We start from the raw sequence: 25,842 nt of genomic DNA, 5'->3' as shown, positions 1-25,842 counted from the left end.
AGATCTTCCGAAAATTACCGTGTTTCGGTCAAGTTCCGCAAGTGCGTATTAAAGCGTGTCGCGTTTTATCGTCGTCATATGACACGCTTTAAGTTTTTGTTTTCATGCATGTCTTTATCTCATCGTAGGGGGATCAGAAATCAGCCCAGTGGACGGATTTCCCCGCGAAGGCGGTTCCCACTTTCGGGAGACATGCATTAGGCTGGCACTATTTCTGCGGATTCCTCGGATTGGTGAACCACCAGATCGCGAGGGAGACCAGGACAAGAAGTATAAGCCCCACGGTCATTTGCAGAAGAGGAAAATTCGGTTCGTCCTTCGCCACAAAGAAGGCTGCAACGATGCCGCTTATCCACAAGACTGCCTGAGCGATCATACGAATCATCGAGCTTGATCCTGAACTGGTTGCCGTCAGACCAGAGTATAAAACGCCTGCCTGGTTTTCACCATTGATTGTAGTCAACAGAATAGCAGCCGGACCGTCGTCAGATTCTTCAGAGGGATATGCGCGAAGCCCGGTTACTTCTTCCGGAACGCATCCAGCGAAACCACGTCGGCAGAAGGCTTGGCTTCCTTGTCGGCCTCATCTGCATTGCTGTCTTTGGATGCGGAGGCTTCTTTTTCTGCTGCGGTCTTGCGCGACTTCGATTTGGGCTTCTCTGCCTTCTCTACAGGTACTTCCGTCGGAACGATGTCTATAGGAGCAATGTTGCTGCCTTCGTCGTTGTCGCTTTCGGGCTGCGCGACCGCGACATCAAATTCGAGTTCGAAATTGACGGACGGATCATAAAAGCCGCGGACCGCCGAAAACGGAACAGTCAACTTTTCCGGAATATCGCCGAAGGACAGGCCAACTTCGAATAATTGATCCGTCACATGCATGTCCCAGAACTGATGCTGCAATACGATTGTCATCTGCTCTGGATATTTCTCCTTCAGGCGCGTGGAAATGCGCACGCCGGGCGCTCCGGTGAGGAACGTGATGAAGAAATGGTGATTGCCCGGCAGTCCAGCCTTGGCCACCTCCGCAAGAACCTTGCGAATGACGCCGCGTAGGGCTTCCTGAGCGAGAATATCGTAACGGATTAGGTCCTGTACCATGGTTTGCTTATCCCACGGATTCGGAGGTCGATGTCAAGTTCGTTCTCGCGGGATGCGATGATATATGACCCGAAAATGCGACAGGTTGATGCCCTTGGCAGAAAGATGTGCAATTTTTGAACACGAAAGGCGGCGAAAAACTATCGCCGCCCAAAAGCCATCAGGAATGTGCGCACCCCGTTGACCGCACTTTTCTCGATGATTGCATCATCGATGCTCTGGCCGGTCAGCATGTGACAGTGCGTGTCGGCATTGATCAGAGCCAGGAAATGGCGCGCTGCCAAGTCGGGGTCGTCAACGTGAAGATGGCCATCCATTGCAAGGCGGGCCAGACGCGCCGCTATCGCGGGGATAGCCTGTGCCGGGCCTTTCGTATTGCAAATACTGGTGGCAATCGGCAGGTTGGTCTCATTTGCCTGCATTAACTTGCGCAGAAACGCGCCGGACGAATCGTAGATGCAGTTCCGGCTCATGCGAATGGAGAATGCCACCAGATCATGCTCCAGATTGTCGCCGGTCTGGGGAAATGTGGCCAGAACCGCGAACAGGCTCGCATTCATGCGCGCCAGCGCGTCCTCGATGACGGCGGCTAGCAGCGCTTCCTTGTCGCGGTAGTGATTATAGATGGTCTGGCGCGACACCCCCGCTTCGGTGGCAATGAGGTCTATGCTCGCGCCTTGAAACCCGTCGCGATTGAAAACGCGCGCTGCGGAACACAAAATGCAGTCGCGCTTCATGCACTGTCCAGGCTTGATTGCCGTGGAGTTCAGGCCCTTTTCGGATACGGCGCGCTTCTCGGGCAGGACGGCGATGTCGATAATGTCAGTAGGTTTCATAACTCCAACATAAGATAGCTTGACGTTTTGGACAATGGTGTCTAATTTGACAACAGTGTCAAAACTGTTTTGACCTTCCGTATAGAATGCCTTTCGCTGCCGAGTTTTCGAATGTGGCCCACAACCCAAAATGGGCTTGCTTCATACAGAGAAAGCGAAACCTCGAAGCGAATACAAGTACTTACCTGTCCTGTGCCGGTTTTGCGAGCCCGATGGCGCCATCCTCCCAAGCAAAACCGGAGATCCGAAATCGGTGCGGGAAACTCACGAAACATTGATGAAAGCGCGTCCCCCATGGCTTCCAGTCTTGTGCGCAATGCCATTGTTCTTGGCCTTCTTTCCGCCATTGGCCCATTTGCGATCGATATGTATCTGCCCGCTTTGCCCACCATTGCCGCCGACTTGCATGCGGAAACAGGGGCGGTTCAGATGAGCCTTCTCGCCTTTTTCATTGCGCTCGCCATAGCGCAGTTGTTCTGTGGGCCGCTGTCCGACATGGTCGGACGTAAGCTCCCGCTCTATGGCGGCTTGGTGCTGTTCGGTATCGGCAGCATCGGTTCCGCTGTCGCGACCGATATAGATGTGCTCGTGCTTTTCCGTTTTGTGCAGGGGCTGGGCGCTGCTGCGGGCATGGTCATTCCGCGTGCGGTGGTGCGTGACCTTCACACCGGCATCGAGGCGGCGCGTCTCATGTCGCTTCTGATGCTGGTATTCTCCATTTCGCCGATTCTGGCACCATTGACCGGCTCGGTCATCATCAGCTTCTTCGGCTGGCGGGGTGTCTTCTGGGCTGTTCTGGTGGCGGCGGCTATCGGTATCGTTCTGGTGGCGACCGCGCAGAAGGAGACAAGAACCGCAGAAGCACGCCTTGAAAGCAATCTGGGCAGCGCCTTGCGCGGCTATGGCCGCCTGCTGAAAGATCGTTACTTTCTCGGGCTGGTTTTTGTCGGCGGTTTCGGGATTGCGTCCTTCTTCGTCTATCTCGCCAATTCGTCCTTCGTGCTTATCGACCATTACGGCCTGACGCCGACGCAGTACGCCATCGCTTTCTCGGCCAATGCCGTATCTTTCTTCGGCGTTTCGCAATTGAACGGCTGGCTGGGATCGCGCTTCGGCCTTCGCCGTGTCATGCGATTTGCGGTTTCCGGATTTGCAGCGGCGATGCTCGCCATGTTCGCCGCCGCCCTCATGGGGCACCAGTCGCTTTGGCTGATCGCCGGTTTCCTGTTCGTGGGATATGGCTTCCTCGGGCTTGTCATCCCGACAACAGCGGTTCTGGCACTTGAGGATCACGGTGAAATTGCAGGGACTGCATCCGCGCTGATGGGAACACTGCATTTCGTGATTGGCGGCACGGCGATTGGCGTAACCGGTTCGTTTTTCGATGGAACGGCTCTGCCGATGGTCGGAGGAATTGCCGGTTGTGCACTGACGGCCTTCGTGCTGACGCAGATCGTTCTATCGCGCAAGGCGAACGACCTCGATACGGAAGCTGCGGCTGCATAAATGGTATGAAAGGGAAAGTGGAGGCTTCTGTTGCCAGGTGCCTCCGAACCCCGCCTTAAGGGGCTAACCCTAAGGACTTTAGAGTGGGTTTCCCGCACCGCCATTAGGCAGCGAGAGCATAACCCTGAGCTTTGTTGTCATTTGCAACTACTCAATTGACCCGATAACGGTGGTATCATGCCGAGTAAAAGAGCGATCTTTACACCCTTGTCGATCCTGTTTCGCCCCCGCCACAATACAAACCGATAGGCTGATCTGTATTCTGGTGGAGGCGCCGGGTACCGCCCCCGGGTCCAATAGGTTTATTACACCGTCCGTTTATCACCATAGTCGGCTTGCGCCGACATGCCGTATATAGGCGCGGTTGATCGGGATTGGAAGAGGGGGCGCAGTTTTTAACGGGTATTGCTGATATTCTCGTCCTTCCTATTCCCTGTTCATTTTTCATTGACAGCCCGCATTTGCTGGTCAATCCTCACAAGATATCGGGGGCGGTAAGCGAGATTTCGACTGAGCCGATTTCCGTGAGCTGAAACGGGGACTGACCCCAATCGAAGGAGAGTGGATATATGAGTGAATATCTCGCGGATGTCCGTCGTTATGATGCCGCTGCCGATGAGGCTGTTGTCGACAAGATCGTCAAGCACCTTGGTATTGCGCTGCGCAATCGCGATTCCTCGCTCGTTTCGGCAACCGACCCGGAAGAAATGAAGCGCGTCCGCACCAATTGGGTCGCCAAGAAACTTGGCGTTGACGATGAAGCCAAGGGCGACGAGGTCGTGGCCCATGTTGCTGAAGTCATGAAGGACGACCGCAACAAGAATCGCGTCACCTTCTATTACCTGGTTGCCAAGCAGCTCGGAAAACTCGGCAGCCTTTGATCCACAGCGATCTGGTGAATTCAAAGCCCCGGTGCCCGACGCCGGGGTTTTTCTTTATAGTGGGCTCAACCGAATCGGATTCTGGATATCCCCATGCGCACCTATCTCGATCTTTTAAAACATGTGCTCGATAACGGTGTCGACCGTGGCGACCGCACAGGGACGGGCACGCGGTCGGTTTTCGGATATCAGATGCGCTTCAATCTGGAAGAGGGGTTTCCGGTTCTCACCACCAAGAAGCTTCATCTCCGGTCGATCATCCATGAGCTGCTCTGGTTTCTGAAAGGCGACACGAACATCGCCTATCTGAAGGAAAATGGCGTCTCGATCTGGGATGAATGGGCAGACGAGAACGGCGATCTCGGGCCGGTTTATGGTTATCAATGGCGCTCCTGGCCTGCGCCGGACGGTCGTCACATCGATCAGATCGCGAACCTTCTGAAGATGCTGCATGGAAATCCCAATTCGCGGCGCCTGATCGTATCGGCGTGGAACCCGGCGCTGGTCGATGAAATGGCATTGCCGCCATGCCACTGTCTCTTCCAGTTCTATGTCGCTGACGGAAAACTCTCCTGCCAGCTTTATCAGCGCTCGGCTGATATTTTCCTGGGCGTGCCGTTTAACATCGCGTCCTATGCGTTGCTGACGATGATGATCGCGCAGGTGGCAGGTCTGAAACCGGGCGAATTCGTGCACACGCTGGGTGATGCGCATATTTACGCCAATCATTTCGATCAGGCGCGCCTGCAGCTCACTCGCACGCCAAAGAAACTGCCGACAATGTGGATCAATCCCGAGGTGAAGGATCTTTTTGCCTTCCGGTTCGAGGATTTCCGGCTTGAAGGCTACGAGGCTGATCCGACGATCAAAGCTCCGATTGCGGTTTGAGGGTCCATCATGTCCGCACACAAGCCGATTGTATCGATCATTGTTGCTGCCGCTGAAAATGGCGTCATTGGACGTGATAATGATATGCCGTGGCGGCTGTCGACCGATCTCAAGCGCTTCAAGGCGCTGACGCTCGGCAAGCCTGTCATCATGGGGCGGCGGACATGGGAATCTATTGGCCGGCCCTTGCCGGGACGGCCCAATATCGTGGTGTCGAGGAACAACGAATTTCAGGTTGAAGGTGCGAGCACTGTCGGTTCTCTTGATGAGGCGATAGCGCTTGGACAAAGACAGGCTGCTGACATGGGGGACGGGGAAGTTTGCATCATAGGTGGCGGAAACATTTATGCGCAGGCTTTTCCGCTCGCGGACAGAATTCATCTGACGCGTGTTCTCGCCAACATTGATGGAGATACACATTTTCCGGAAATCGATCCGCAAGTCTGGCAGGTCGTTTCACAGGAGGACGTGCCCGCTGGAGACAAGGACAGCCACCCAACGCGCTATTTCGTGTACGAAAAACGTGCTGTGTAAAGCATAGTTCACGAATTTTGTCGTCTTCGCGTTGAAAGCGGATCTCCCGATGCCTATAAAACGGAAACATTAGTTGATGACGGGAGTGGGCAGCTCGCTTTCCCGTCGCCTGGACGAGAGGTGAGAATGCCCTGGAGTAACCAGAATGGTGGCGGCGGCCCGTGGGGCGGCGGCGGCGATAATAACAACAACAATGGTGGCCCATGGGGACAAGGACCGAAAGGTCCTCGTGGCGGCGGCCAGAACACTCCACCTGATCTCGAGGATATTCTGCGCAAGGGCCAAGACCGTCTGAAGCAGGTCTTTCCCGGCGGCGGTGGCAAAGGCGGTAGCAATCGGGGCGTTCTGTTCCTGATCGGTGCGGCCGTTGTCGGCTTCTGGCTTTTCCAGTCGATCTATACCGTGCAGCCGGACGAACTCGCCGTCGAGTTGCGCTTTGGCAAGCCGAAGGAAGAAGTGTCCGAACCGGGCCTGCATTTCCATTGGTGGCCGATCGAAACCTATGAAAAGGCGCAGATCGTCGAGAAGCAGATCAACATTGGCGGACAAGGGAACCGGGGCGCAACGCAGGGCCTGATGCTGACGGGTGACCAGAACATCGTCAATGTTCAGTTCTCGGTTCTTTACCGCGTCTCCGACCCGCAGGCATATCTGTTCAACGTCGATAATCCCGATGCGATGGTGCAGCAGGTTTCTGAAAGCGCGATCCGCGAAATCGTCGGTCGCCGTCCGGCTCAGGATGTTTTCCGTGATAACCGCTCGGCTATCGCATCAAGCGTTCGCGACATTGTCCAGCAGACGCTCGACGCCTACAAGGCCGGTATCCAGATCAATGCCGTATCGATCGAAGATGCTGCGCCGCCGCGTGAAGTGGCCGATGCTTTCGATGAAGTGCAGCGCGCCGAACAGGACGAAGATCGTTTCGTCGAAGAGTCGAACCAGTATTCGAACCAGAAGCTCGGTCAGGCTCGCGGTGAAGCAGCGCAGCTTCGCGAAGAAGCCGCCGCATACAAGAACCGCGTCGTTCAGGACGCCGAAGGTGAGGCGCAGCGTTTCAGCTCGGTTCTGGGTGAATACCAGAAGGCGCCTGAAGTCACGCGCAATCGTCTGTTCCTCGAAACCATGGAACAGGTGCTGAAGAGTACCAAGAAAGTTATTGTCGAACCCGGAAAGGATGTCGTGCCTTATCTGCCGCTGAATGAGCTCATGCGCCAGCCACGCCCCGGTGTGAATGCGACTACGACGACCCCGAGCGGAGGTAACCAGTAATGGCCCAGAACAGGCTCCCAATCATTGGCGGAATCATCGCCGTCATCGCTTTCCTGCTCTATTCCGCCACGTTCATCGTATCCGAGCGCCAACAGGCTATCGTGCTTCGTTTCGGTCAGATCGTTGATGTGAAGACAGAACCGGGTATCTACTTCAAGCTGCCTTTCGGCTTCCTGGACGCTGACACTGTGCAGCTGATCGATGATCGTCTGCTGCGCTTCGATCTGGACGATATTCGCGTCCAGGTTTCGGGCGGCAAGTTCTATGACGTCGATGCGTTCCTCGTCTACCGCATCACCGATGCCCGCAAGTTCCGTGAGACCGTTTCGGGCAGCACGCTCCTTGCCGAGCAGCGTCTGCGCACGCGTCTCGATGCTGCATTGCGCGGCGTTTACGGCCAGCGCGGCTTTGAAGCAGCACTTTCGGAAGAGCGTGGCGACATGATGCGCGAAGTGCGCGACCAGCTGCGTCCTGATGCGACGTCGCTTGGCCTGACCATTGCCGATGTGCGTATCCGTCGTACCGATCTGACGGCGGAAGTCTCGCAGCAGACCTATGATCGCATGAAGGCGGAACGTCTGGCCGAGGCGGAGCGCCTGCGCGCCCGTGGCCGTGAGGCCGCCCAGCGCATCCGCGCCGTGGCCGACCGTCAGGTCGTCGAAACGATCGCCGAAGCGCGCAAGGAATCGGAAATCCTGCGCGGTGAAGGCGATGCTCAGCGCAGCGAAATCTTCGCACGCTCCGCAGGCAAGGACCCGGGCTTCTTCGCCTTCTACCGTTCGATGTCTGCCTATCGTGAGGCGCTTGAGACGCCGGATACAACGCTGGTTCTCTCACCGGACTCGGAGTTCTTCAAGTTCTTCCGGGACGCTGGCGGCAGGCTGGCAACGCCTGCCCAGTAACAACCGGGGCAAACGCTCATGAGCGATTTTTTAGCCGCCGTAGGTCTTCTCTTCGTTCTCGAAGGGCTGCTCTACGGCGGCTTTCCTTCTCTGGCGAAGAAGCTTGCCCGTGAGGCAAGCGAGACGCCGGAAAACATGTTGCGTATTGCCGGGATTGCAGCACTTGCAATCGGGGTCGGCATTGTCTGGCTTGTCAGGGGATAAGCCGCTTTCCCTCCGTTATTTATTGTCCGCAGTCTATGCGAGGCCGTAAACAGGCCGTATTTTGCAGCGATCAAGCTTTAGTACATCTATCGCTAATTAATCGACTGCAAGCAGACAGGAACGGAGCAGGGCTTCATGGCAATTGCACCAAAGGCGGGATTTGCTCGCACCCTTTTCGCAACCGTGGCATTGGGGGCGATGACAGTCGGCGGCACTCTTTCGATGGGGATGCCTCCGGCAATCGCGGCTCAAGGGCCTGCTTCCGTCGCTGATCTCGCCGAAGGGCTGCTTGATGCGGTCGTGAACATTTCAACTTCGCAGACCGTCAAGGAAGATGGTGAAGGCGACGGCGCGGTTCCGATGCCCCAGGTGCCTGAAGGTTCCCCGTTCCAGGAATATTTCAAGGATTTCTTCGGTGACAAGGGCGGCGTGCAGGGCGACGAATCGCGCAAAGTGCAGTCGTTGGGTTCCGGCTTTGTCATCGATGCCGAAAAGGGCTTCGTCGTCACCAATAATCACGTCATTGCAGATGCGGACGAAATTGAAGTCAATTTCAACGACGGTTCCAAGCTGAAAGCGGAACTGGTTGGAAAAGATATCAAGACCGATCTGGCGATCCTCAAGGTTGACCCAACCAAGCACAAGTTGAAGGCTGTTCAATTCGGCAATTCGGAAAAGGCGCGGATTGGCGACTGGGTGCTCGCGATTGGCAATCCCTTTGGTCTCGGTGGAACGGTGACGGCTGGTATTATCTCCGCCCGCAAGCGCGACATCAATTCGGGTCCCTACGATGATTTCATCCAGACCGACGCGGCAATCAACCGGGGCAATTCCGGTGGTCCGCTGTTCGATATGGACGGCAAGGTGATCGGCATCAACACGGCGATTATCTCGCCATCGGGAGGTTCCATCGGTATCGGCTTTGCCATCCCGGCGGAAATGGCGGTCGGCGTTATCGATCAGCTGAAGGAGTTCGGCGAGGTTCGCCGCGGCTGGCTCGGTGTGCGCATCCAGCCCGTTACCGAGGATATTGCCCAGAGCCTGGGGCTGAAGGAAGCAAAAGGCGCGCTGATCGCCGGATTGATCGAAAACTCCGGCGTCGACAACAAGGCCATTGAAGCGGGCGACGTCGTAATCCGGTATGAAGGCAAGCCGGTCAATACCGCCCGCGATCTGCCGCGACTGGTTGCAGAAACCCCGGTCGGCAGGGAAGTCGAGATCGTCGTGGTTCGCCAGGGCGAGGAAAAGACGGTGAAGGTCAAGCTCGGGCGTCTGGTCGAGGACGACAAGAGCACCGAAGCTGCAACGGAAGATCAGGCTCCGCTTCCTGAAGGTGAGGGCGGTGATGAAGGCGTGGAAACGCCGGATACCCCGAAAAAGGAACAGAAGAGCGAGGCTGGCCCAAGTGTGCTCGGAATGAAACTCAGCGAACTGAACGACGATGTTCGCGGTGAGTTCGGTATTGCCGAAGATGTGGAGGGAGTTGCGGTTCTTTATGTTTCTCCCGGTTCCGCTGCGGGTGAAAAGCGTATCGAAACCGGTGATGTCATTGTCGATATCGGTCAGGTTACGGTGAAGACGCCGGACGACGTGAAAAAGCGCATTGATGCACTGCGCCGCGAAGGGCGCAAGAATGCCCTTCTGATGCTGGCCTCCCGTTCGGGCGAACTGCGTTTTGTAACCGTCCGGATCAATTGATCCCGAGTTTTACGCGCATCGCGGAAACGGCATTGCAGGGAAAGCTGCGATGCCGTTTTGTTTTGCGGCTTGAATCACTTGGCACCGGAACCGCACAAAGAGATTCCGGTAATTCTCATTCGCTGTTCGAAATGGCAAAGCCTTCTGTTTCATCAGTCTCCGGTGTGCTATGGACCGGCGCCATTCGGAGTAGGGTGAATTGGAAACAATCGATATCGTGGTCATAGGCGCTGGTGCAGCGGGCATGATGTGTGCCATCGAAGCTGCAAAACGCGGGCGTTCCGTGCTGGTCGTTGACCATGCAAAAGCAGCCGGTGAGAAAATCCGCATATCGGGTGGTGGACGCTGCAATTTCACCAATCTTCATGCAAGTCCGAAGAATTATCTTTCGCAGAACCCGCATTTCTGTATCTCGGCCCTGAGCCGCTATACACAGCGCGATTTCATTGCACTGGTTGAGCGCTATCGCATCGCCTATCACGAAAAGACGCTGGGACAACTCTTCTGCGATGGTTCGGCATTGCAGATAATTGAAATGCTGCTGGGGGAAATGAAGCGCCATGGTGCGCGACTTAAGCTTGGTTGCAGCGTCAGTTCGATTGAGAAGACTGCACATGGTTTTACTCTCCAGCTTGCGGACGGGCCGGTTCGTTGCCGTTCGCTGGTTGTGGCCTGTGGCGGAAAATCCATCCCGAAGATGGGGGCGACAGGCTTTGGTTACGATATCGCAAACCAGTTCGGATTGCGGATTGTCGAAACGCGACCGGCACTGGTGCCGCTGACGTTCGAGCCCAACACGCTGGAACGGCTGAAACCGCTCGCCGGTGTTGCCGTCGATGCGGTTGTCGCCTGCGGGAAAACGAAATTCGCCGAGGCTATGCTGTTCACGCATCGGGGCATCAGTGGCCCTTCTATCCTGCAGATTTCTTCCTATTGGCGCGAAGGGGATGAAATCCGCATTACGATGCTGCCGGAAACGGACATTTTCGAAGCACTGCGCGAGCAGCGCAAGCAAAACGGCAAGCAGGCATTACAGACTGCGCTGGCCATTTATCTTCCAAGAAAACTGGCGCAAACCATTGCTGAGGATATGGGCGCAACAGGCCATCTGGCCGATATGTCCGACAAGATGTTCCGCCGTGTCGAGGCAGGAATAAACGACTGGCGCATCAAGCCTGCCGGTTCCGAAGGTTATCGCACCGCAGAAGTTACGCTCGGAGGGGTCGATACGCGTGAACTCGACTCCAAGACCATGGAAGCCAAATCCGTTCCCGGCCTGTTTTTCATTGGCGAGGTGGTGGATGTTACCGGCTGGCTGGGCGGTTATAACTTCCAGTGGGCCTGGTCTTCCGGCTGGGTTGCCGGTCAAGCCGCTTGAATGCGATAGACCACATGGCGTTTTAAATTCGGAGTTTCATCCGGCACGCGAGGATGATCAAAATCGCTTGCCGGATCACGGGTCATGCCGATGCGCTGCATAACGGCGGTAGACCGCTCGTTATTATGGACGGCGAAGGAAACGACTTCCGGCAGGCCGAGGGTTCCGAAAGCGTAGTCGATCAGCGCTCTGCCCGCTTCGGTTACATAGCCCTTGCCCCAAAAGGGAGTGGCCAGCCGCCAGCCGATTTCTACGGTGCCGTTCGGTAAATGAGGTTCAAGATCGGTACGAGCAAGACCGGCAAAGCCGATGCACTGACCGCTTTCCTTTTCTTCCAGCGCATAGAAGCCGAGACCCGTTTCAGAAATCATCTTCTGGAGGCGGTCGAACAATTCATCCGATTGCGTGCGGTTCCTCCGAAATGGAAAGAAGCGCATCACCTCTTCGTCGGAATTGATGACATGGAACAGGTTACGGTCGCGATCTTCCCAGTTTCGGATGATGAGGCGTGGCGTTTCCAGAATGATCATTGAACGAAGTCCGTTTTTCGGTAGCCCTGAATATAGAGGAGGGCGGTCAGGTCGCCATGGTCAACCCGCATCCGGGCCTGCGCTGCCACGGCTGGTTTTGCATGAAGTGCAACGCCGGTTCCCGCAAGCTGGATCATGCCGAGATCGTTCGCACCGTCACCCACCGCAATCGCATCGTCCGGTGTAAGGCCCAGACGATCAGCGATTTCCACGAGCTTCTCCACCTTGGCCTCGCGACCGAGAATGGGTTCCGTAACCAGGCCGGTCAGATGTACGCCATCATCGACCAGCCTGTTTGCGCGCTCTTCGTTGAAGCCGATCATTTCGGCAATGCGCTGGGTGAAAGAGGTAAAGCCGCCAGACACAAGCGCCGTGTAAGCGCCGTGTTTGCGCATGGTGCGCACGAGTTCCGGCCCGCCGGGCATCAGCGTGATACGGGTCGAAATGACCTTGTCGATGACGGAAAGCGGCAGGCCTTTCAAGAGGGCTACCCGTTCGCGCAAGGCCGGTTCGAATGCAATTTCGCCATTCATGGCGCGCGCGGTAATCGCTGCCACATGTTCGCGCAGACCGGCTTCTTCCGCCAGTTCGTCGATGCATTCCTGCTGGATCATTGTGGAATCCATGTCGGCAATGAGAATCTTCTTGCGCCGACGCTCCTGTTCCTGCACCACCACATCGACTGGCGCGCCATCCAGCGTATCACGCAGAAGGGCTTCGGCTTCTTCACTGCTGATTCCCGATGGAAGCGGAATGTCGCAGGCGATGTCATCGGCCAGCCAGTATAGCCCGGTTGCATTCACCGCGGTTGAGGCTTTAATCCCAAGCGCTGATGCGAGCGAAGCCTTGACCGGATTGGCAATCAAGGTGGCGACGAGAGAAACCTGTTGGGACATGGAGAGCAATTCCGGCGATGAGTGAGGATGCGGTCACGAATGCAATCCTGATAGCTGGCCCGACGGCCAGCGGCAAGTCGGCACTTGCGGTTCGCATGGCGCAGGAAACCGGCGGCTTCATCGTGAACACCGATTCCATGCAGGTCTACGATGTACTCGATCTTTTGACTGCCCGGCCGGGCAAGGCTGATCTGGATGCAGCCGAACACCATCTCTATGGACATGTTGCGCCGTCGATCAGCTATTCAACCGGACGATGGCTGGACGATGTAGCCAGCCTGCTATCGCAGCCCCAGATGAAGGGGCGGACTCCGATCTTTGTCGGCGGCACGGGGCTTTATTTCCGGGCACTGCTCGGTGGATTGTCGCAAATGCCGGGGGTGCCGGGCGAAGTTCGCGCCTATTGGCGAGGCCGGATGGAGGCGGATGGGGCGAATGCCCTTCACCGGATTCTCAGCGAGCGCGATCCAGATATGGCTGCGAGCCTTCAGTCTTCGGATAGCCAGCGGATTGTTCGGGCGCTGGAGGTGTTCGAAGGCACTGGAAAGTCTCTACTCGCATGGCAGCAGGAAAAGGGGCAGGCGCTGTTGGATGACGACACTGCGCGCAAAATCGTATTAGCGCCCGATCGGGCGTGGCTTTCCGAACGCATCGCGAAGCGATTTGCCCTGATGTGGGACAATGGTGCGATTGACGAGGTAAAGGCGTTGCTGGCGCTTGATCTTGACCCTGCTTTGCCTGCCATGAAGGCAATCGGTGTGCGTGAAATCACTGCATTCCTGCAAGGTACGATGTCGCGGGAAGACGCTATTGAACGTTCGGTCATTGCGACCCGGCAATACGCAAAGCGTCAATCGACCTGGTTTCGAAATCAGCTGGATGAACGCTGGTCTGTATATGCAAATTCTAACGATGTTCCCGCTTAATTAACGACAACGAAATAACTCGCTGGCACTCTCTGAAACAGGAGAGGCGGGCGCGGACTATGCGGTTTAACAGATCGGAGCGGGCATTTTTCATTTTGATTGTCTTGATGTTCGGTATCGGGTTGTTGCTTTATCAAGCCCGTGTCGAGATCGGACAATTGCAGGCACTGTCTCTTGATGCGAATGGCTTTGATCTGGTTTCAAGGCTTGACCAGCTGAACTACGTTACGATCTGGGTGCTGGTTGCGACCCTCGCCTGCGGGCTGTTGCTGATCTATCCTCAAATAAGAAGCGATGCGCTGGATCGCGGCAAGCTGCAGGTCATCACGCAGGATCTTTCCGCGCGGTCTCAGACCCTTGAACATGCCGCGTTGACGGACAGCCTGACGGGCATGCAGAACCGACGTTACTTCGATGAAGCACTAAAGGAATATCTGGTCCAGTTCGACCGTATACAGCGTCCTGTCGGATTGATGATTATCGATCTCGATCACTTCAAGACCGTGAATGATACTTACGGGCATGACATTGGTGACATCGTGCTGCAGGAGGTGGCGCGGTGTCTTAGGGATTATACCCGGTATCACGATGTTGTAGCCCGGCTTGGCGGCGAAGAATTCGCAGTCCTTGCGCCGAACATGGACGCGGAATTGATGATCAAACTTGCCAATCGAATTCGCAAGGCCATATCGACGCTTGAGATCGACCTTGGCGATGAAAAGCTCCAAATTACCGTCAGTATCGGACTTGCGATATGGGATCGGCGTGAGACCTCGAAGGATCTCTATCGTCGCGCAGACAAGATGCTCTATGCAGCAAAGAACATGGGACGCAACCGCGTGTGCGCCTGAGGTTCTGGCTAGCGCTCCCGGTCCTTACGAAAACTGCGCACCAGTTCTCCCATCTTTTCAATGCTTTGCTTCGTGTCGAGACTGAGGGGAATTTGCGGCTTCAAAGGCGATGGCCGGTGAAATTCATCATCAATCGATGTGTGGTCGCGATGAGTGGTCGAAACAGGGCTACCCCACAGATTGTCCTCGTCCGTGAGCCGGTCCGCCGGTTCTGGCTGGGAACTGCTTTCAAAGGCGCGCAGCTTTTCGACGATACGATCAAGCGATATCTTGCCGTCGTTGCGCCAGCTGGAAAGAGCGCTTTCGCTTTTGCTGCGTCCTGGAAGCTGATGGGAGGGGATAGTCTCAAATGTAAGGCGCATCGGTGTGGAGAAGGCTTCACCGAAGGCTATGGCCTCGCGATTGGCGATTGATGACAGGAAACCAGCCATGCTTTGCGCGCCGCTGCGGATCGCACCTCTGATAATTTCCTGATCGCGTTCATTGCCAAGCCGCATTGCGAAAATGGAGTTGCACTGGGACAGGATAGTCGCGTCAAGTTCGCCGGGGCGTTGGCTGATGACCCCAAGGTAGGAACCGTATTTTCGGCCTTCCTTCGCAATTCGCGCTATCGCCTGCCGTGTGGGCCAGAAGCCGGCATCGCGGTCGGACGGAATGTAACGGTGGGCTTCCTCACAGATCACCAGCGTCTGCAGGCTGCCCTCGCTTGAAAGAGCGATATCGAATGCCAGTCGGCACAAGACCGACGCCACGGCGTTGACAACCTCGGACGGCAATCCCGCAAGCTGGAATGTGCAGATGGGCTTGCCGTTTTGCGGTATGCGAAAAATACGGCCGATGGCGTGCCGCATGGTCTCAGGTCCGCCAGTCACGGCGAACATGAAGCGGAAGCGAGGATCGGCGGAAATCGATTCCAGACGGGCCTTGAGGCTTCGCAGATAGGGTCGTTCCGCCTTGCTGTCGAGAAGTCCCATGCGCTGGTCGATGAGCGCGATCAGATCGGGGAGGCGATAGGCAACGGGTGTATCGGCACTGACGCTCTGCCGATCGGCCAGCTGTCGCCGCAAGGTTTTCGCGGATACGGTCTCCGCGCCTTGCATTTTTTCACGCGCAAGCTGGACCAGATCGCGCAATATGTCGAGTTCCATCGGGTCCGGTGCCCGTCCACGGAAGATAACGTCTGCAAATTCATCAAGCCGCAGCATCCAGAACGGCAGCTCGATATTCGTCTGATCGACAGCTACTGCGAGATCGGGAAATGCACTCGCGAACTCGTTGTGTGGGTCAAGGATGAGTACACGCAGATTGGGCTTTTCGGCGACAATGCGGCGCAGAAGCAGCATGACTGCGCTCGATTTGCCGACGCCCGTCGTGCCAACGATGGCGAAATGCCGGGAAATAAGGTCGTCGACTGAAATATGAGCCGGAACAGTTGCGTCCTGTGTCAATGTGCCGATGGAAACGCTGCTATGTCCGGTCTGAGCATAAATGGCAGCAAGATCGGTGGCCCGGATGCGGTGAGCGACAGCGCCGGGGTGAGGGAACTGTGAGATGCCGCCATTGAACGTGGTTTGTCCATTCGGCTGTACGCGGACCTCGCCCAGAAACTCCACATGGACATGGAGCGTGTTGTCACCGCCGCGTATCCATACATCGCCGGGAACGAGCACGTTGCGGATAAGCCCCACGACACGGTTCTTGCCCGCCCGGATGGATATCAGCTGGCCTACAGCCCAATAATCATCGGATGCTGCGGAGGAGGGGCCGGACAGCGCCGAGACAATGGCGCCTTCGCCATCGCACTGGATGACATAGCCTTCCGTGCGGTTGCGCTGAACATATGCGCCTTGTTCCCGCGGTTCGGAATTGTCTCCGATTTCGCTCATGTCGCCCACTCTGCCCCAATTTTCACCAGACGGTTTGGGTGAGGATAGGTTCCTTCCGTTGAAATAAAGTTATCGTTGAGGCGGGTGAATCTTAAGAAAATATCGCAGGCGATGTATTTATGCGTTGACGACGCCAAATCCGGCTATTAGTGTCCGCCACCATGAACACGATTATTATTCTTGTGGTACGGGCGCGCATGGGCAGGATGGTGTAACCATCCGGCGAAAGCTCCCATGCGCGAAAGACAGGCTCCCTCGGGGGCCTTTTTTATTATCCAAATCAGAAATGAAATGCAGACGGGAAGAGAACAATGACTGCAGGTAAACGTGAGGCGGACGCAAACGCCGCAGAAACGCAGGAAGCGAGCAATCCGCGCGAAATGACGGGCGCGGAAATGGTCATACAGGCCCTGATCGATCAGGGCGTAGAGAGCATCTTCGGTTATCCCGGCGGGGCTGTGCTTCCGATCTATGACGAGCTTTTCCAGCAGGACAAGGTTCAGCACGTTCTGGTGCGTCACGAGCAGGGCGCCGGGCATGCGGCGGAAGGCTATGCGCGTTCGACCGGCAAGGTTGGGGTGATGCTTGTCACATCCGGTCCGGGTGCGACCAACGCGGTCACGCCGCTTCAGGACGCCCTGATGGACTCCATTCCCCTGGTTTGCATTTCGGGTCAGGTTCCGACGACCCTGATCGGCTCCGACGCATTTCAGGAATGCGATACGATCGGCATCACGCGCCCCTGCACAAAGCACAATTGGCTCGTAAAGGACGTCAACGATCTGGCGCGCATCCTTCACGAAGCCTTCCATGTCGCATCCACCGGTCGTCCCGGTCCCGTCGTCGTTGACATTCCGAAGGATATCCAGTTCGCCAAGGGCATTTATACGCCGCCGGAAACTGCGCCGCGCACCAGCTACCGTCCGGTTCTCGACGGCAATGCGCAGGCAATTTCGGATGCCGTTCGTCTGCTCGTCAATGCGAAGAAGCCCGTCATCTATTCCGGCGGCGGCGTGATCAATTCCGGCCCGGCAGCTTCCCGTCTGCTGCGCGAGCTGGTCGAGATCGGCAATTTCCCTATCACGTCCACGCTGATGGGACTGGGCGCTTATCCGGCATCGGGTAAGAACTGGCTCGGCATGCTCGGTATGCACGGCACCTATGAAGCCAACATGACCATGCATGATTGCGATGTCATGCTGTGCGTCGGCGCTCGTTTCGACGACCGTATCACCGGGCGACTGAATGCATTTTCGCCCAACTCGAAGAAGATCCACATCGATATCGATCCATCTTCGATCAACAAGAATGTTCGCGTGGACGTGCCGATCATCGGCGACGTTGCCCATGTTCTGGAAGACATCGTTCGTCAGTTCCGTGCTTCTGAAAGGAAGCCGGAAAAGCAGGCAATCGGTGCCTGGTGGGAGCAGATCGATCGCTGGCGCGCCCGCAATTCGCTCGCCTATGCGCCGAACAAGGACGTCATCATGCCGCAATATGCCATTCAGCGGCTTTATGAACTGACCAAGGATCGCAAGACCTACATCACTACGGAAGTTGGGCAGCATCAGATGTGGGCTGCGCAGTTCTATGGTTTTGAGGAACCGAACCGCTGGCTGACCTCGGGCGGTCTTGGCACTATGGGTTATGGTCTGCCGGCGGCGCTCGGCGTACAGATTGCGCACCCTGATGCGCTGGTTATCGATATTGCGGGCGATGCCTCGATCCAGATGTGCATTCAGGAAATGTCGGCAGCCATCCAGCATAATGCGCCGATCAAAATCTTCATCCTGAACAATCAATATATGGGTATGGTGCGCCAGTGGCAGCAGCTTCTGCATGGCAACCGTCTGTCGCACTCCTATACAGAGGCGATGCCGGATTTCGTGAAGCTGGCCGAAGCCTATGGCGCGCATGGTATCCGCTGCGAAAAGCCGGGTGATCTCGACGCCGCCATTCAGGAAATGATCGATATCGACAAGCCGGTCATCTTCGACTGCCGGGTGGCAAATCTCGCCAACTGCTTCCCGATGATCCCGTCGGGCAAGGCGCATAATGAAATGCTGTTGCCTGATGAAGCAACGGATGAAGCCGTTGCCAATGCTATTGATGCCAAGGGCCGCGCGCTCGTCTGATCCGGAGGAAAGACAATCATGAATGCACAGAACCTAGCTTCCGGATCGGCCTATTTCATTGCAGCCGAAACCCAGACCCCGGAAACGCATACACTCGCCGTTCTTGTCGACAACGAACCGGGTGTCCTTGCCCGCGTGATCGGCCTTTTTTCCGGGCGTGGTTACAATATCGAAAGCCTGACGGTTTCGGAAACCGAGCATGAAAAGCACCTGTCGCGCATTACGATCGTAACGCGCGGCACCCCGCATGTGCTGGATCAGATACGCCACCAGTTGGCCCGCATTGTGCCGGTGCATCGTGTTGTCGATCTCAGCCATCGTGCTTTCGAACTCGGTCACGACCGTCCTGTCGAGCGTGAACTCGCTCTGGTGAAAGTCGCCGGCAAAGGTGAGGCGAGGGCCGAGACGCTTCGTCTTGCCGATGCGTTCAAGGCAAAGGTGGTCGATGCGACGACCGATCATTTCATCCTGGAGATTACCGGGAAGCCCGCCAAGATCGATCAGTTCATCTCGATCATGAAACCGCTGGGTCTGGTTGAGACCTGTCGCACGGGTGTTGCGGCCATGAACCGCGGCCCGGAAGGCATGTAAGGCTTCCGATCAAAATCGATACAATATCGACGAAAACCGGCACAATGTTTCGATTGTGCCGGTTTTTTATTGAGCTAATTTGTCCCTATAAATCGGGGCCATCTTATGTCTATCGAAATTTTTCTGGCGCTTCTCGTCTTCGCCTTCGTCTCATCCGTTACACCGGGACCAAACAATCTGATGCTTCTGGCGTCGGGCGTGAATTTCGGCTTCCGCCGCACCATTCCGCATATGCTGGGGATCGGTGTCGGCTTTTTTGTATTGCTGCTGGCCGTTGGTTTCGGCCTTGGCGCTTTGATCGAAACGGTACCGTCATTCTATACCGCACTGAAATTCGCCGGTGGCGCCTATATGCTTTACCTCGCATGGAAAATTGCCATGTCGCGTTCCATTGGGGAGGCAAAACATCGGGACAAGGCTGAACCCATGACGTTCTTGCAGGCAGCGGCGTTTCAATGGGTCAATCCAAAAGCCTGGGTGATGGCGATCACAGGAATTGCCACCTACGCCAATCATGACAACTATTATGTCGCGGTACTTCTGGTCAGCGCTGCCTTCGCGATTGTGAATTTGCCGAGCGTTTCGGTCTGGGCGGGATTTGGCACATTGTTGCGGAACTGGCTTTCCGATCCCGTTCGGTTGAAATGGTTCAATCTAATCATGGCCTTGCTGCTCGTCTTGAGCCTTTGGCCGATGCTGAAATAAAGAATGAAGAGGCGAATGATGAACAAGCTTCCAACTTACGATGACGTGGTTTCGGCTGCAAAGCAGATCGAAGGCTACGCACACCATACGCCGGTGTTCACATCGTCAACCATCGACCGTGAAACCGGTGCGCAGTTCTTCTTCAAATGCGAGAATTTTCAGCGCATCGGCGCGTTCAAGTTTCGCGGCGCTTTCAATGCTCTGTCGCGGTTTACGGACGAGCAGAAGGCGCGGGGCGTGTTGGCTTTTTCGTCCGGCAATCACGCCCAGGCAATAGCGCTTGCAGCGAAATTACTTGGCATCGGCGCGACCATCATCATGCCCGAGGATGCACCGCGCGCCAAGCTTGAAGCGACGCGAGGCTATGGCGCGAAGGTCGTGACCTATAACCGTTATGAAGAAGATCGCGATGCGATTTCAAACCGACTGGCGGAGGAGGGCGGGCTGACCCTCATTCCGCCGTTCAATCATCCTGATATCATCGCCGGTCAGGGGACTGCTGCCAAGGAATTGATCGAAGAAACCGGTCCTCTCGACGCATTGTTTGTCTGCCTGGGCGGCGGTGGCCTGCTTGCAGGTTCGGCACTGGCCGCGAAAGCCCTATCGCCTGCTTGCGATGTTTACGGCGTAGAACCGGAGGCTGGAAATGACGGTCAGCAATCTTTGCGCTCCGGCAAGATAGTCCACATCAATGTGCCAAAGACGCTGGCGGATGGTGCTCAGACGCAGGCGCTGGGGGACATGACCTTTGCCATCATTCGCGACACTGTTCGCGATATCGTGGCCGTCAGCGATGATGAACTCGTGCAAGGCATGAAATTCTTCGCCAGCCGGATGAAAATGGTCGTGGAGCCAACCGGCTGTCTCGCCTTTGCCGGGGCGCGGCAGATGGCGTCGGGGCTGCAAGGCAAGCGGGTGGGCGTAATCGTCAGCGGCGGCAATGTCGATCTCGACAGGTTTGCAACTTTGGTGAGCAAAGGCGTTTGATCACGGTTTGATCTTGTTTTCAGGCGGCGAATCCTGTCTGAAGGAGCCATGCAGTTTTCACCGGAACAGGATCAGGCGCTGAAAGCGGTCGGGCAATGGCTCAAAGACGGCCGCAGCCCCATTTTCAGATTGTTCGGCTATGCGGGTACGGGCAAGACGACGCTCGCCCGCTATTTTGCCGAGCATGTGGATGGCGACGTGCAGTTTGCTGCCTTTACCGGCAAGGCAGCACAGGTGCTGCGCTCGAAAGGCGCCAGCAATGCCCGCACGCTTCATTCACTGATCTATCGCCCGCGTGGCGAAGAAGCGATTGAGGACGAAACGACCGGCAAGACTTCCATCGCGCCGACCTTCTCGCTTAACCGGCAGAGTCCGGTCGCCAAAGCAGCTATGATCGTGGTGGACGAATGTTCCATGGTCGATGAGGCGCTTGGGCGGGACCTGATGAGTTTCGGAACGCCTATCCTTGTCCTTGGCGATCCGGGACAGTTGCCTCCAATTTCCGGTGGCGGGTTTTTCACGGAACACGAGCCGGATTATCTCCTGACCGAGATTCATCGTCAGGCACAGGACAATCCGATCATCCGCATGGCGCTTGACGTGCGCGAAGGTCGTGAGCTTCCCTATGGCGACCACGGCGCTGCGAAGGTTATCGGCAAGGGTGATGTCAATCAGGAAATGGTGCTGGCTGCCGATCAGGTGCTGGTCGGGACCAATCGGACCCGGCGTCGCTACAATCAGCGCCTGCGGGAGTTGAAGGGCTTTACCGCGGATTATCCGCAGGCTGGCGACAAGCTGGTGTGCCTCCGCAACGATCCTGCCAAGGGGCTTCTGAACGGATCGCTCTGGAAGGTGATGACATCATCCAAGGAAACCGTGAAACCCGGCATCAATCTGCTCGTAACGCCCGAGGACGATGACCGCGGGGTTGCGAAGATCAAGCTGTTGAAGGCGCAGTTCGAAGATCCCGACAGCGAAATTCCGTGGCAGACCAAAAAGCGCTATGACGATTTCGATTATGGCTACGCCCTGACCGTTCATAAAGCGCAGGGTTCCCAATGGGACGAAGTGGTGCTTTTTGATGAGAGTTTTGCGTTTCGCGATACGCGTGAGCGCTGGCTTTATACGGCCATTACGCGCGCCGCCGAACGTCTGACCATCGTAAAATAGTCATTCTTCGGTTGGTCTCGCACCGAGCCATATCCAAGCCTCTTCTTCTTCGTCCGCTTCAAACGCCCGGAGTTCTATCGAGAGGAACGGCTGCATGAGAGTTATGCTGGCCTGTATCCACAGGGGGCCGCCGACGATAGCATAGCGGCGAAGCTTTTTGAGCGATTTGGCACGCATGGACAACATGCTCTCCGAGAACGCAGCGGTCCAGTCGAATCCTTCATAGCCAGTGAGGCGGATCAGCAGATCGATTTCGTCGTGTGTTTCGTAAGCAGCATCAAGAAGCCCGTAAAGGTTCTCCAGCGAGGCATCGTCAAGATGGCCTTCGATAGCAAAAGCGAAAACGTCGTCCCGGTTTGTTGGAATGCGGCGAATGACGGGTATGTCTTCGTTTCGCATTATGGACCTCCATCATTGATCAGACTTAGAGCGCGTTTCGATCTGATGAATCAGATCGGCGCACTAACCCATTGTTGTTGGCGCGCATCTTATCCGAAAACCGTTTCACACTTTTCGGGATGCGCTCTAAACGCCAAAGCAACAGCAAAGGTTGCGTCACGTCGCAAATTGATGTGAACTGGAAAAACTCTGCAAACCCAATTTGTTACAAGCAATTGCACTATTGGGGATTGTGGCTGCGGTGCGACGGCAAAACACTCACATTTTTTCGTAGCAGGCGTTATAAAGCGGAATATTCATCCGGGAGTCTCCAATGCCTGCGAAATTATCGGTCAATCTCAATGCCATAGCAATGCTGCGAAACCGGCGCGATCTGCCGTGGCCAAGCGTTACCGGTCTGGGGCGCGCCGCTCTGGTTGCCGGTGCGGCAGGATTGACCGTTCATCCGCGCCCCGATCAGCGGCACATCCGGTTTTCCGATCTCGGTGATATACGGGCTTTGATCGATGACGAGTTCCCGCAAGCCGAGTTCAATATTGAAGGCTTTCCGAGCGAGGCCTTCCTTGATCTGGTGGAGAAACACCAACCGGAACAGGTGACACTTGTGCCTGATGACCCGACACAGGCGACGTCGGATCATGGCTGGGATTTCGTGTCGAAAGCTGATTTTCTGGCGCCGATCGTGACCCGCCTGAAAGCCGGTGGAATGCGGGTGTCATTGTTCGCCGATCCCGATCCTCTGGGTTACGAACAGGCAAAGGCCATTGGTGCGGACCGCGTGGAACTCTACACCGGCCCCTATGGCGCAACTTATGATGACCCGTCGGCTGCAGCGCGTGAACTGGATCGTTTGGAAAAAGCTGCAAGTGTTGCTACGACGTTGGGACTAGCTATCAATGCGGGGCATGATCTGACAGTAGACAACCTGCCTGCGCTGGTGAAACGTATCCCGCAGTTGAGCGAAGTTTCCATCGGGCATGGATTGACAGCTGATGCACTAATGTATGGGATGCCGATGACGGTGAGCCGCTACATCGCAGCCTTGGCATAATGCATCAGTCAATGCGCTTAATGCATGGCTCGGATTGGAGCTTTGCAAAAAGCGCATTTGCATTCGGACGAGACAAGCTTTAGGCGTCCGCCACTATTTATATGCGTTGGGGGCGCGCAGGATTGTATGAGGGAAGCATTGAAGCAGTTTTCCGACGTCCGCTTTCCGCGCCGAGGCAATTCTACAACTATTGCATTCGGGCAGATTGCTACGCTCAATCGGCATAACGTCCATGATTAAAAGCGATTTGGGCAAAGATGCGGCCACGATGCTGCAATCCGCAACTTTTTGCGAAGACCTTCATTATCTCAAATCTACCCCCATTAACGCCAGCCGAAACCGTTTCAGAAAGTTGCGAGGTGCCTGCGCATGAGCGGTGAGCTAAATGGCAATGACACGCCGGTACAGGCCGCCATGCCTGCTGTTGGTGTTCCTGAAAGCGCGGCTTTTGCTGAAGACGCAGAGCATCACAACGAGGGCATGAAGACGCTGGTGCTCGGAGCGCTGGGCGTCGTCTATGGTGACATCGGCACCAGCCCTATCTACGCTTTTCGCGAGGCACTCCATGCGGCGGCAAGTGACGGTATTCTTGCCCGTAGCGACATTCTGGGTGTTGTTTCGCTGATTTTCTGGGCGCTGACGCTGATCGTTACGATCAAGTATGTCCTGTTCGTGCTGCGCGCCGATAATAATGGCGAAGGCGGAATTCTTTCGCTGATGGCTCTTGTCAGAAGTGCACTGAAAGGCAGGCCCGACCTGATCCTTGGCGCAGGCATTTGCGGAGCGGCGCTGTTTTTCGGCGACGCGGTCATCACGCCTGCAATTTCGGTTCTTTCGGCGATGGAAGGTCTTGAGATTGTCGCACCCGATCTCACGCCGTTCGTGGTTCCCATCACTGTCGTTATTCTCGTGACACTGTTTTCGGTCCAGAAACTGGGCACCGGCAAGGTGGCCATCGTTTTCGGACCGATCATGGCCTTATGGTTTCTGGCGCTGGCCGCGTCCGGCCTTTGGCATATTTTCGACGACCCTACGGTAATGGTGGCGCTTAATCCCTATTACGCGGTACGCTTTCTGGTGGTTAGTCCGGGCATCGCATTCATTACGGTGGGGGCTGTCTTCCTCGCTATGACCGGTGCAGAAGCCCTTTATGCCGATCTCGGGCATTTTGGGCGCAAGCCGATCGTGCGGGCATGGTTATGGGTTGTGTTTCCAAGCCTGCTTCTCAATTATTTCGGGCAGGCTGCGTTCATTCTTTCTCACGGTGAAGCGGCTGCGCTGCCGTTCTTCCAGATGATGCCAAGTTTCGCGCTTTTGCCCATGGTTTTGCTGGCAACAGCTGCAACTGTAATCGCGAGTCAGGCGGTGATTACAGGCGCGTATTCCGTGGCGCGTCAGGCCGTTCAGCTCAACATTCTTCCGCGCCTCGAAATCCAGCACACCTCGGAAAAACTGCACGGCCAGATTTATATTCCGCGCGTCAATCTGCTTCTGGGACTGGCGGTGGTCATTCTGGTGCTCGGCTTCGAAAAATCCAGCAATCTGGCGGCAGCTTATGGCATTGCCGTCACCGGCAACATGCTGGTCACGACGGTTCTGCTCTATATCGTGATGACCCGTATCTGGAATTGGCGGGTTAGCCGCGCCTTGCCGATTATTCTGGGTTTTCTCATCATCGATATAATGTTCTTCAGTGCGAACATCATCAAGGTTCACGAAGGCGGGTGGGCGTCGATCGGTATCGCAGTGGTGCTCGTCCTCATCATGTGGACCTGGGTACGCGGAACGCGTCACCTCTTTCACAAGACCCGCAAGGCCGAAGTTCCGCTTGATCTCATCGTTCAGCAGATGACCAAGCGTCCGCCGACCATCGTGCCGGGTACGGCCGTGTTTCTGACGGGCGATCCGAAAAGCGCTCCGACCGCACTCATGCATAGCCTGAAGCACTATAAGGTTCTGCATGAAAACAACGTCATATTGACGGTTGTGACGGCCTCGAAACCATGGGTTTCAAGTGCCGATCGGGCACGCGTGTCCCAATACAATGAGCGCTTCATGCAGGTAACGCTCACCTTCGGTTATATGCAACAGCCGAATATTCCACGAGCATTGGGTATCTGTCGCAAGCTCGGCTGGAAATTCGATATCATGACGACGTCCTTCTTCCTGTCGCGCCGGTCGCTCAAGGCGTCCGCTCACTCCGGTCTGCCGCTCTGGCAGGACAAGCTGTTCATCCTGCTCGCTCGAACGGCATCGGACGCAACGGAATATTTCCAGATTCCCACCGGTCGTGTCGTCGAGATTGGAACGCAGGTAAACCTTTAGCCTGGGACAATTTACGTCGGCCCCGAAAGTCTAAAAAACGCTTTCCAGACCCCAATATCTGGAGGGCGTTTTTTAGTGCGTTCAGCGGACCGAAATTGGGAGTGCGAGTTTCCGCAATTTGTGAAAACATGCTTGACCTGTGGCGGAACAATAATTATGAAATCAAGAACCGTACCGTACGGTACAAGTTGGA

At 56.0% G+C, this 25,842-nt stretch carries 25 protein-coding genes and 1 other RNA gene; 18 read left to right on the top strand and 8 right to left on the bottom strand.

What is annotated here, in order from left to right; genetic code table 11:
* Window positions 1-208: 208 nt before the first annotated feature.
* The 3 genes from AC0TOF_RS20280 to AC0TOF_RS20270 form a co-directional block, all read right to left on the bottom strand.
* On the bottom strand, window positions 209-385 hold the full coding sequence (locus AC0TOF_RS20280; RefSeq protein ID WP_473769589.1) for a hypothetical protein: 177 nt from the start codon (window positions 383-385) through the stop codon (window positions 209-211).
* 134 nt (window positions 386-519) lie between these two features.
* Entirely contained in the window at window positions 520-1,101 is a 582-nt protein-coding gene (locus tag AC0TOF_RS20275; protein ID WP_473769588.1) for an SspB family protein, read from the bottom strand.
* Between the two features lie 140 nt (window positions 1,102-1,241).
* Window positions 1,242-1,937, bottom strand: a complete 696-nt coding sequence (locus AC0TOF_RS20270; RefSeq protein ID WP_473769587.1) for a TetR/AcrR family transcriptional regulator — start codon at window positions 1,935-1,937, stop codon at window positions 1,242-1,244.
* 294 nt (window positions 1,938-2,231) lie between these two features.
* Between AC0TOF_RS20270 and AC0TOF_RS20265 the strand changes: the two genes are divergently transcribed.
* The gene (locus AC0TOF_RS20265) at window positions 2,232-3,443 is read left to right on the top strand and encodes a multidrug effflux MFS transporter (protein WP_122000443.1); all 1,212 of its coding nucleotides are present in this window, start codon (window positions 2,232-2,234) and stop codon (window positions 3,441-3,443) included.
* Window positions 3,444-3,459: 16 nt separating this feature from the next.
* Here AC0TOF_RS20265 and ssrA read toward each other — a convergent pair.
* Window positions 3,460-3,827, bottom strand: a transfer-messenger RNA (tmRNA) gene (gene ssrA, locus AC0TOF_RS20260).
* A 185-nt stretch (window positions 3,828-4,012) separates the two neighbouring features.
* Here ssrA and AC0TOF_RS20255 point away from each other — a divergent pair.
* From AC0TOF_RS20255 to AC0TOF_RS20220, 8 genes are all read left to right on the top strand, one after another.
* Window positions 4,013-4,324 carry a DUF2853 family protein gene (locus AC0TOF_RS20255; RefSeq protein WP_473769586.1) on the top strand — a complete coding sequence of 104 codons (312 nt, stop codon included), beginning with the start codon at window positions 4,013-4,015 and terminating at the stop codon, window positions 4,322-4,324.
* Between the two features lie 93 nt (window positions 4,325-4,417).
* On the top strand, window positions 4,418-5,212 hold the full coding sequence (locus AC0TOF_RS20250) for a thymidylate synthase (protein WP_122000445.1): 795 nt from the start codon (window positions 4,418-4,420) through the stop codon (window positions 5,210-5,212).
* Between the two features lie 9 nt (window positions 5,213-5,221).
* On the top strand, window positions 5,222-5,746 hold the full coding sequence (locus AC0TOF_RS20245) for a dihydrofolate reductase (protein WP_473769585.1): 525 nt from the start codon (window positions 5,222-5,224) through the stop codon (window positions 5,744-5,746).
* Window positions 5,747-5,872: 126 nt separating this feature from the next.
* Entirely contained in the window at window positions 5,873-7,015 is a 1,143-nt protein-coding gene (hflK, locus tag AC0TOF_RS20240; protein ID WP_122000447.1) for an FtsH protease activity modulator HflK, read from the top strand.
* Window positions 7,015-7,917 carry a protease modulator HflC gene (gene hflC / locus AC0TOF_RS20235; protein WP_122000448.1) on the top strand — a complete coding sequence of 301 codons (903 nt, stop codon included), beginning with the start codon at window positions 7,015-7,017 and terminating at the stop codon, window positions 7,915-7,917. The genes hflK and hflC overlap by 1 nt, the downstream gene beginning before the upstream one ends.
* Window positions 7,918-7,935: 18 nt before the next feature.
* Window positions 7,936-8,121, top strand: a complete 186-nt coding sequence (locus tag AC0TOF_RS20230) for a DUF2065 domain-containing protein (protein WP_006467185.1) — start codon at window positions 7,936-7,938, stop codon at window positions 8,119-8,121.
* Window positions 8,122-8,256: 135 nt separating this feature from the next.
* The gene (locus tag AC0TOF_RS20225) at window positions 8,257-9,819 is read left to right on the top strand and encodes a Do family serine endopeptidase (protein WP_473769584.1); all 1,563 of its coding nucleotides are present in this window, start codon (window positions 8,257-8,259) and stop codon (window positions 9,817-9,819) included.
* A gap of 199 nt (window positions 9,820-10,018) precedes the next feature.
* On the top strand, window positions 10,019-11,197 hold the full coding sequence (locus tag AC0TOF_RS20220; RefSeq protein WP_473769583.1) for a BaiN/RdsA family NAD(P)/FAD-dependent oxidoreductase: 1,179 nt from the start codon (window positions 10,019-10,021) through the stop codon (window positions 11,195-11,197).
* Here the strand turns inward: AC0TOF_RS20220 and AC0TOF_RS20215 are convergent.
* Entirely contained in the window at window positions 11,185-11,727 is a 543-nt protein-coding gene (locus AC0TOF_RS20215) for a GNAT family N-acetyltransferase (protein ID WP_473769582.1), read from the bottom strand. The two genes, AC0TOF_RS20220 and AC0TOF_RS20215, sit on opposite strands and share 13 nt — an antisense overlap.
* Complete coding sequence (gene serB, locus AC0TOF_RS20210; RefSeq protein WP_473769581.1) at window positions 11,724-12,623, bottom strand: phosphoserine phosphatase SerB; 900 nt, start codon at window positions 12,621-12,623, stop codon at window positions 11,724-11,726. Before serB ends, AC0TOF_RS20215 begins: the two co-directional genes overlap by 4 nt.
* A 17-nt stretch (window positions 12,624-12,640) precedes the next feature.
* Between serB and miaA the strand changes: the two genes are divergently transcribed.
* Window positions 12,641-13,549 carry a tRNA (adenosine(37)-N6)-dimethylallyltransferase MiaA gene (gene miaA, locus AC0TOF_RS20205; RefSeq protein WP_473769580.1) on the top strand — a complete coding sequence of 303 codons (909 nt, stop codon included), beginning with the start codon at window positions 12,641-12,643 and terminating at the stop codon, window positions 13,547-13,549.
* 59 nt (window positions 13,550-13,608) lie between these two features.
* The gene (locus AC0TOF_RS20200; RefSeq protein ID WP_473769579.1) at window positions 13,609-14,400 is read left to right on the top strand and encodes a GGDEF domain-containing protein; all 792 of its coding nucleotides are present in this window, start codon (window positions 13,609-13,611) and stop codon (window positions 14,398-14,400) included.
* 8 nt (window positions 14,401-14,408) lie between these two features.
* On the opposite strand, the gene AC0TOF_RS20195 is transcribed toward AC0TOF_RS20200, so the two are convergent.
* Window positions 14,409-16,286 (bottom strand): ATP-binding protein, encoded by a 1,878-nt coding sequence (locus tag AC0TOF_RS20195; RefSeq protein ID WP_473769578.1) that lies wholly within the window; start codon window positions 16,284-16,286, stop codon window positions 14,409-14,411.
* Between the two features lie 311 nt (window positions 16,287-16,597).
* On the opposite strand from AC0TOF_RS20195, the gene AC0TOF_RS20190 reads away from it, so the two are divergent.
* The 5 genes from AC0TOF_RS20190 to AC0TOF_RS20170 all read left to right on the top strand — a co-directional run bounded on the left by AC0TOF_RS20190 (window position 16,598) and on the right by AC0TOF_RS20170 (window position 21,874).
* A complete protein-coding gene (locus AC0TOF_RS20190) occupies window positions 16,598-18,421 on the top strand; it encodes an acetolactate synthase 3 large subunit (RefSeq protein WP_122000457.1) in 1,824 nt (607 codons plus the stop codon).
* Between the two features lie 18 nt (window positions 18,422-18,439).
* Window positions 18,440-19,012, top strand: a complete 573-nt coding sequence (ilvN, locus tag AC0TOF_RS20185) for an acetolactate synthase small subunit (RefSeq protein WP_122000458.1) — start codon at window positions 18,440-18,442, stop codon at window positions 19,010-19,012.
* 105 nt (window positions 19,013-19,117) lie between these two features.
* Window positions 19,118-19,717, top strand: a complete 600-nt coding sequence (locus tag AC0TOF_RS20180) for a LysE family translocator (RefSeq protein ID WP_473769577.1) — start codon at window positions 19,118-19,120, stop codon at window positions 19,715-19,717.
* 18 nt (window positions 19,718-19,735) lie between these two features.
* Window positions 19,736-20,704: a threo-3-hydroxy-L-aspartate ammonia-lyase gene (locus AC0TOF_RS20175; protein ID WP_473769837.1), complete on the top strand. Its 969-nt coding sequence runs from the start codon at window positions 19,736-19,738 to the stop codon at window positions 20,702-20,704.
* Between the two features lie 48 nt (window positions 20,705-20,752).
* Window positions 20,753-21,874: an ATP-dependent DNA helicase gene (locus AC0TOF_RS20170; RefSeq protein WP_010659776.1), complete on the top strand. Its 1,122-nt coding sequence runs from the start codon at window positions 20,753-20,755 to the stop codon at window positions 21,872-21,874.
* Here AC0TOF_RS20170 and AC0TOF_RS20165 read toward each other — a convergent pair whose 3' ends face one another.
* Window positions 21,875-22,273, bottom strand: coding sequence for a SpoIIAA family protein (locus AC0TOF_RS20165; RefSeq protein WP_122000460.1), 399 nt, complete (start codon window positions 22,271-22,273; stop codon window positions 21,875-21,877). It abuts the gene before it with no gap.
* A 313-nt stretch (window positions 22,274-22,586) separates the two neighbouring features.
* Here AC0TOF_RS20165 and AC0TOF_RS20160 point away from each other — a divergent pair, with 313 nt between their 5' ends.
* Both AC0TOF_RS20160 and AC0TOF_RS20155 read left to right on the top strand, forming a co-directional pair.
* Window positions 22,587-23,324 (top strand): pyridoxine 5'-phosphate synthase, encoded by a 738-nt coding sequence (locus AC0TOF_RS20160; RefSeq protein WP_473769576.1) that lies wholly within the window; start codon window positions 22,587-22,589, stop codon window positions 23,322-23,324.
* Window positions 23,325-23,693: 369 nt separating this feature from the next.
* A complete protein-coding gene (locus tag AC0TOF_RS20155; RefSeq protein WP_122000462.1) occupies window positions 23,694-25,649 on the top strand; it encodes a potassium transporter Kup in 1,956 nt (651 codons plus the stop codon).
* Window positions 25,650-25,842: the final 193 nt, after the last annotated feature.

Source organism: Ochrobactrum sp. PL_is501 (genome assembly GCF_055816895.1).
The sequence above is the reverse complement of the archived record's forward strand: the minus strand, read 5'-3'. Positions and strand labels throughout refer to the sequence as shown.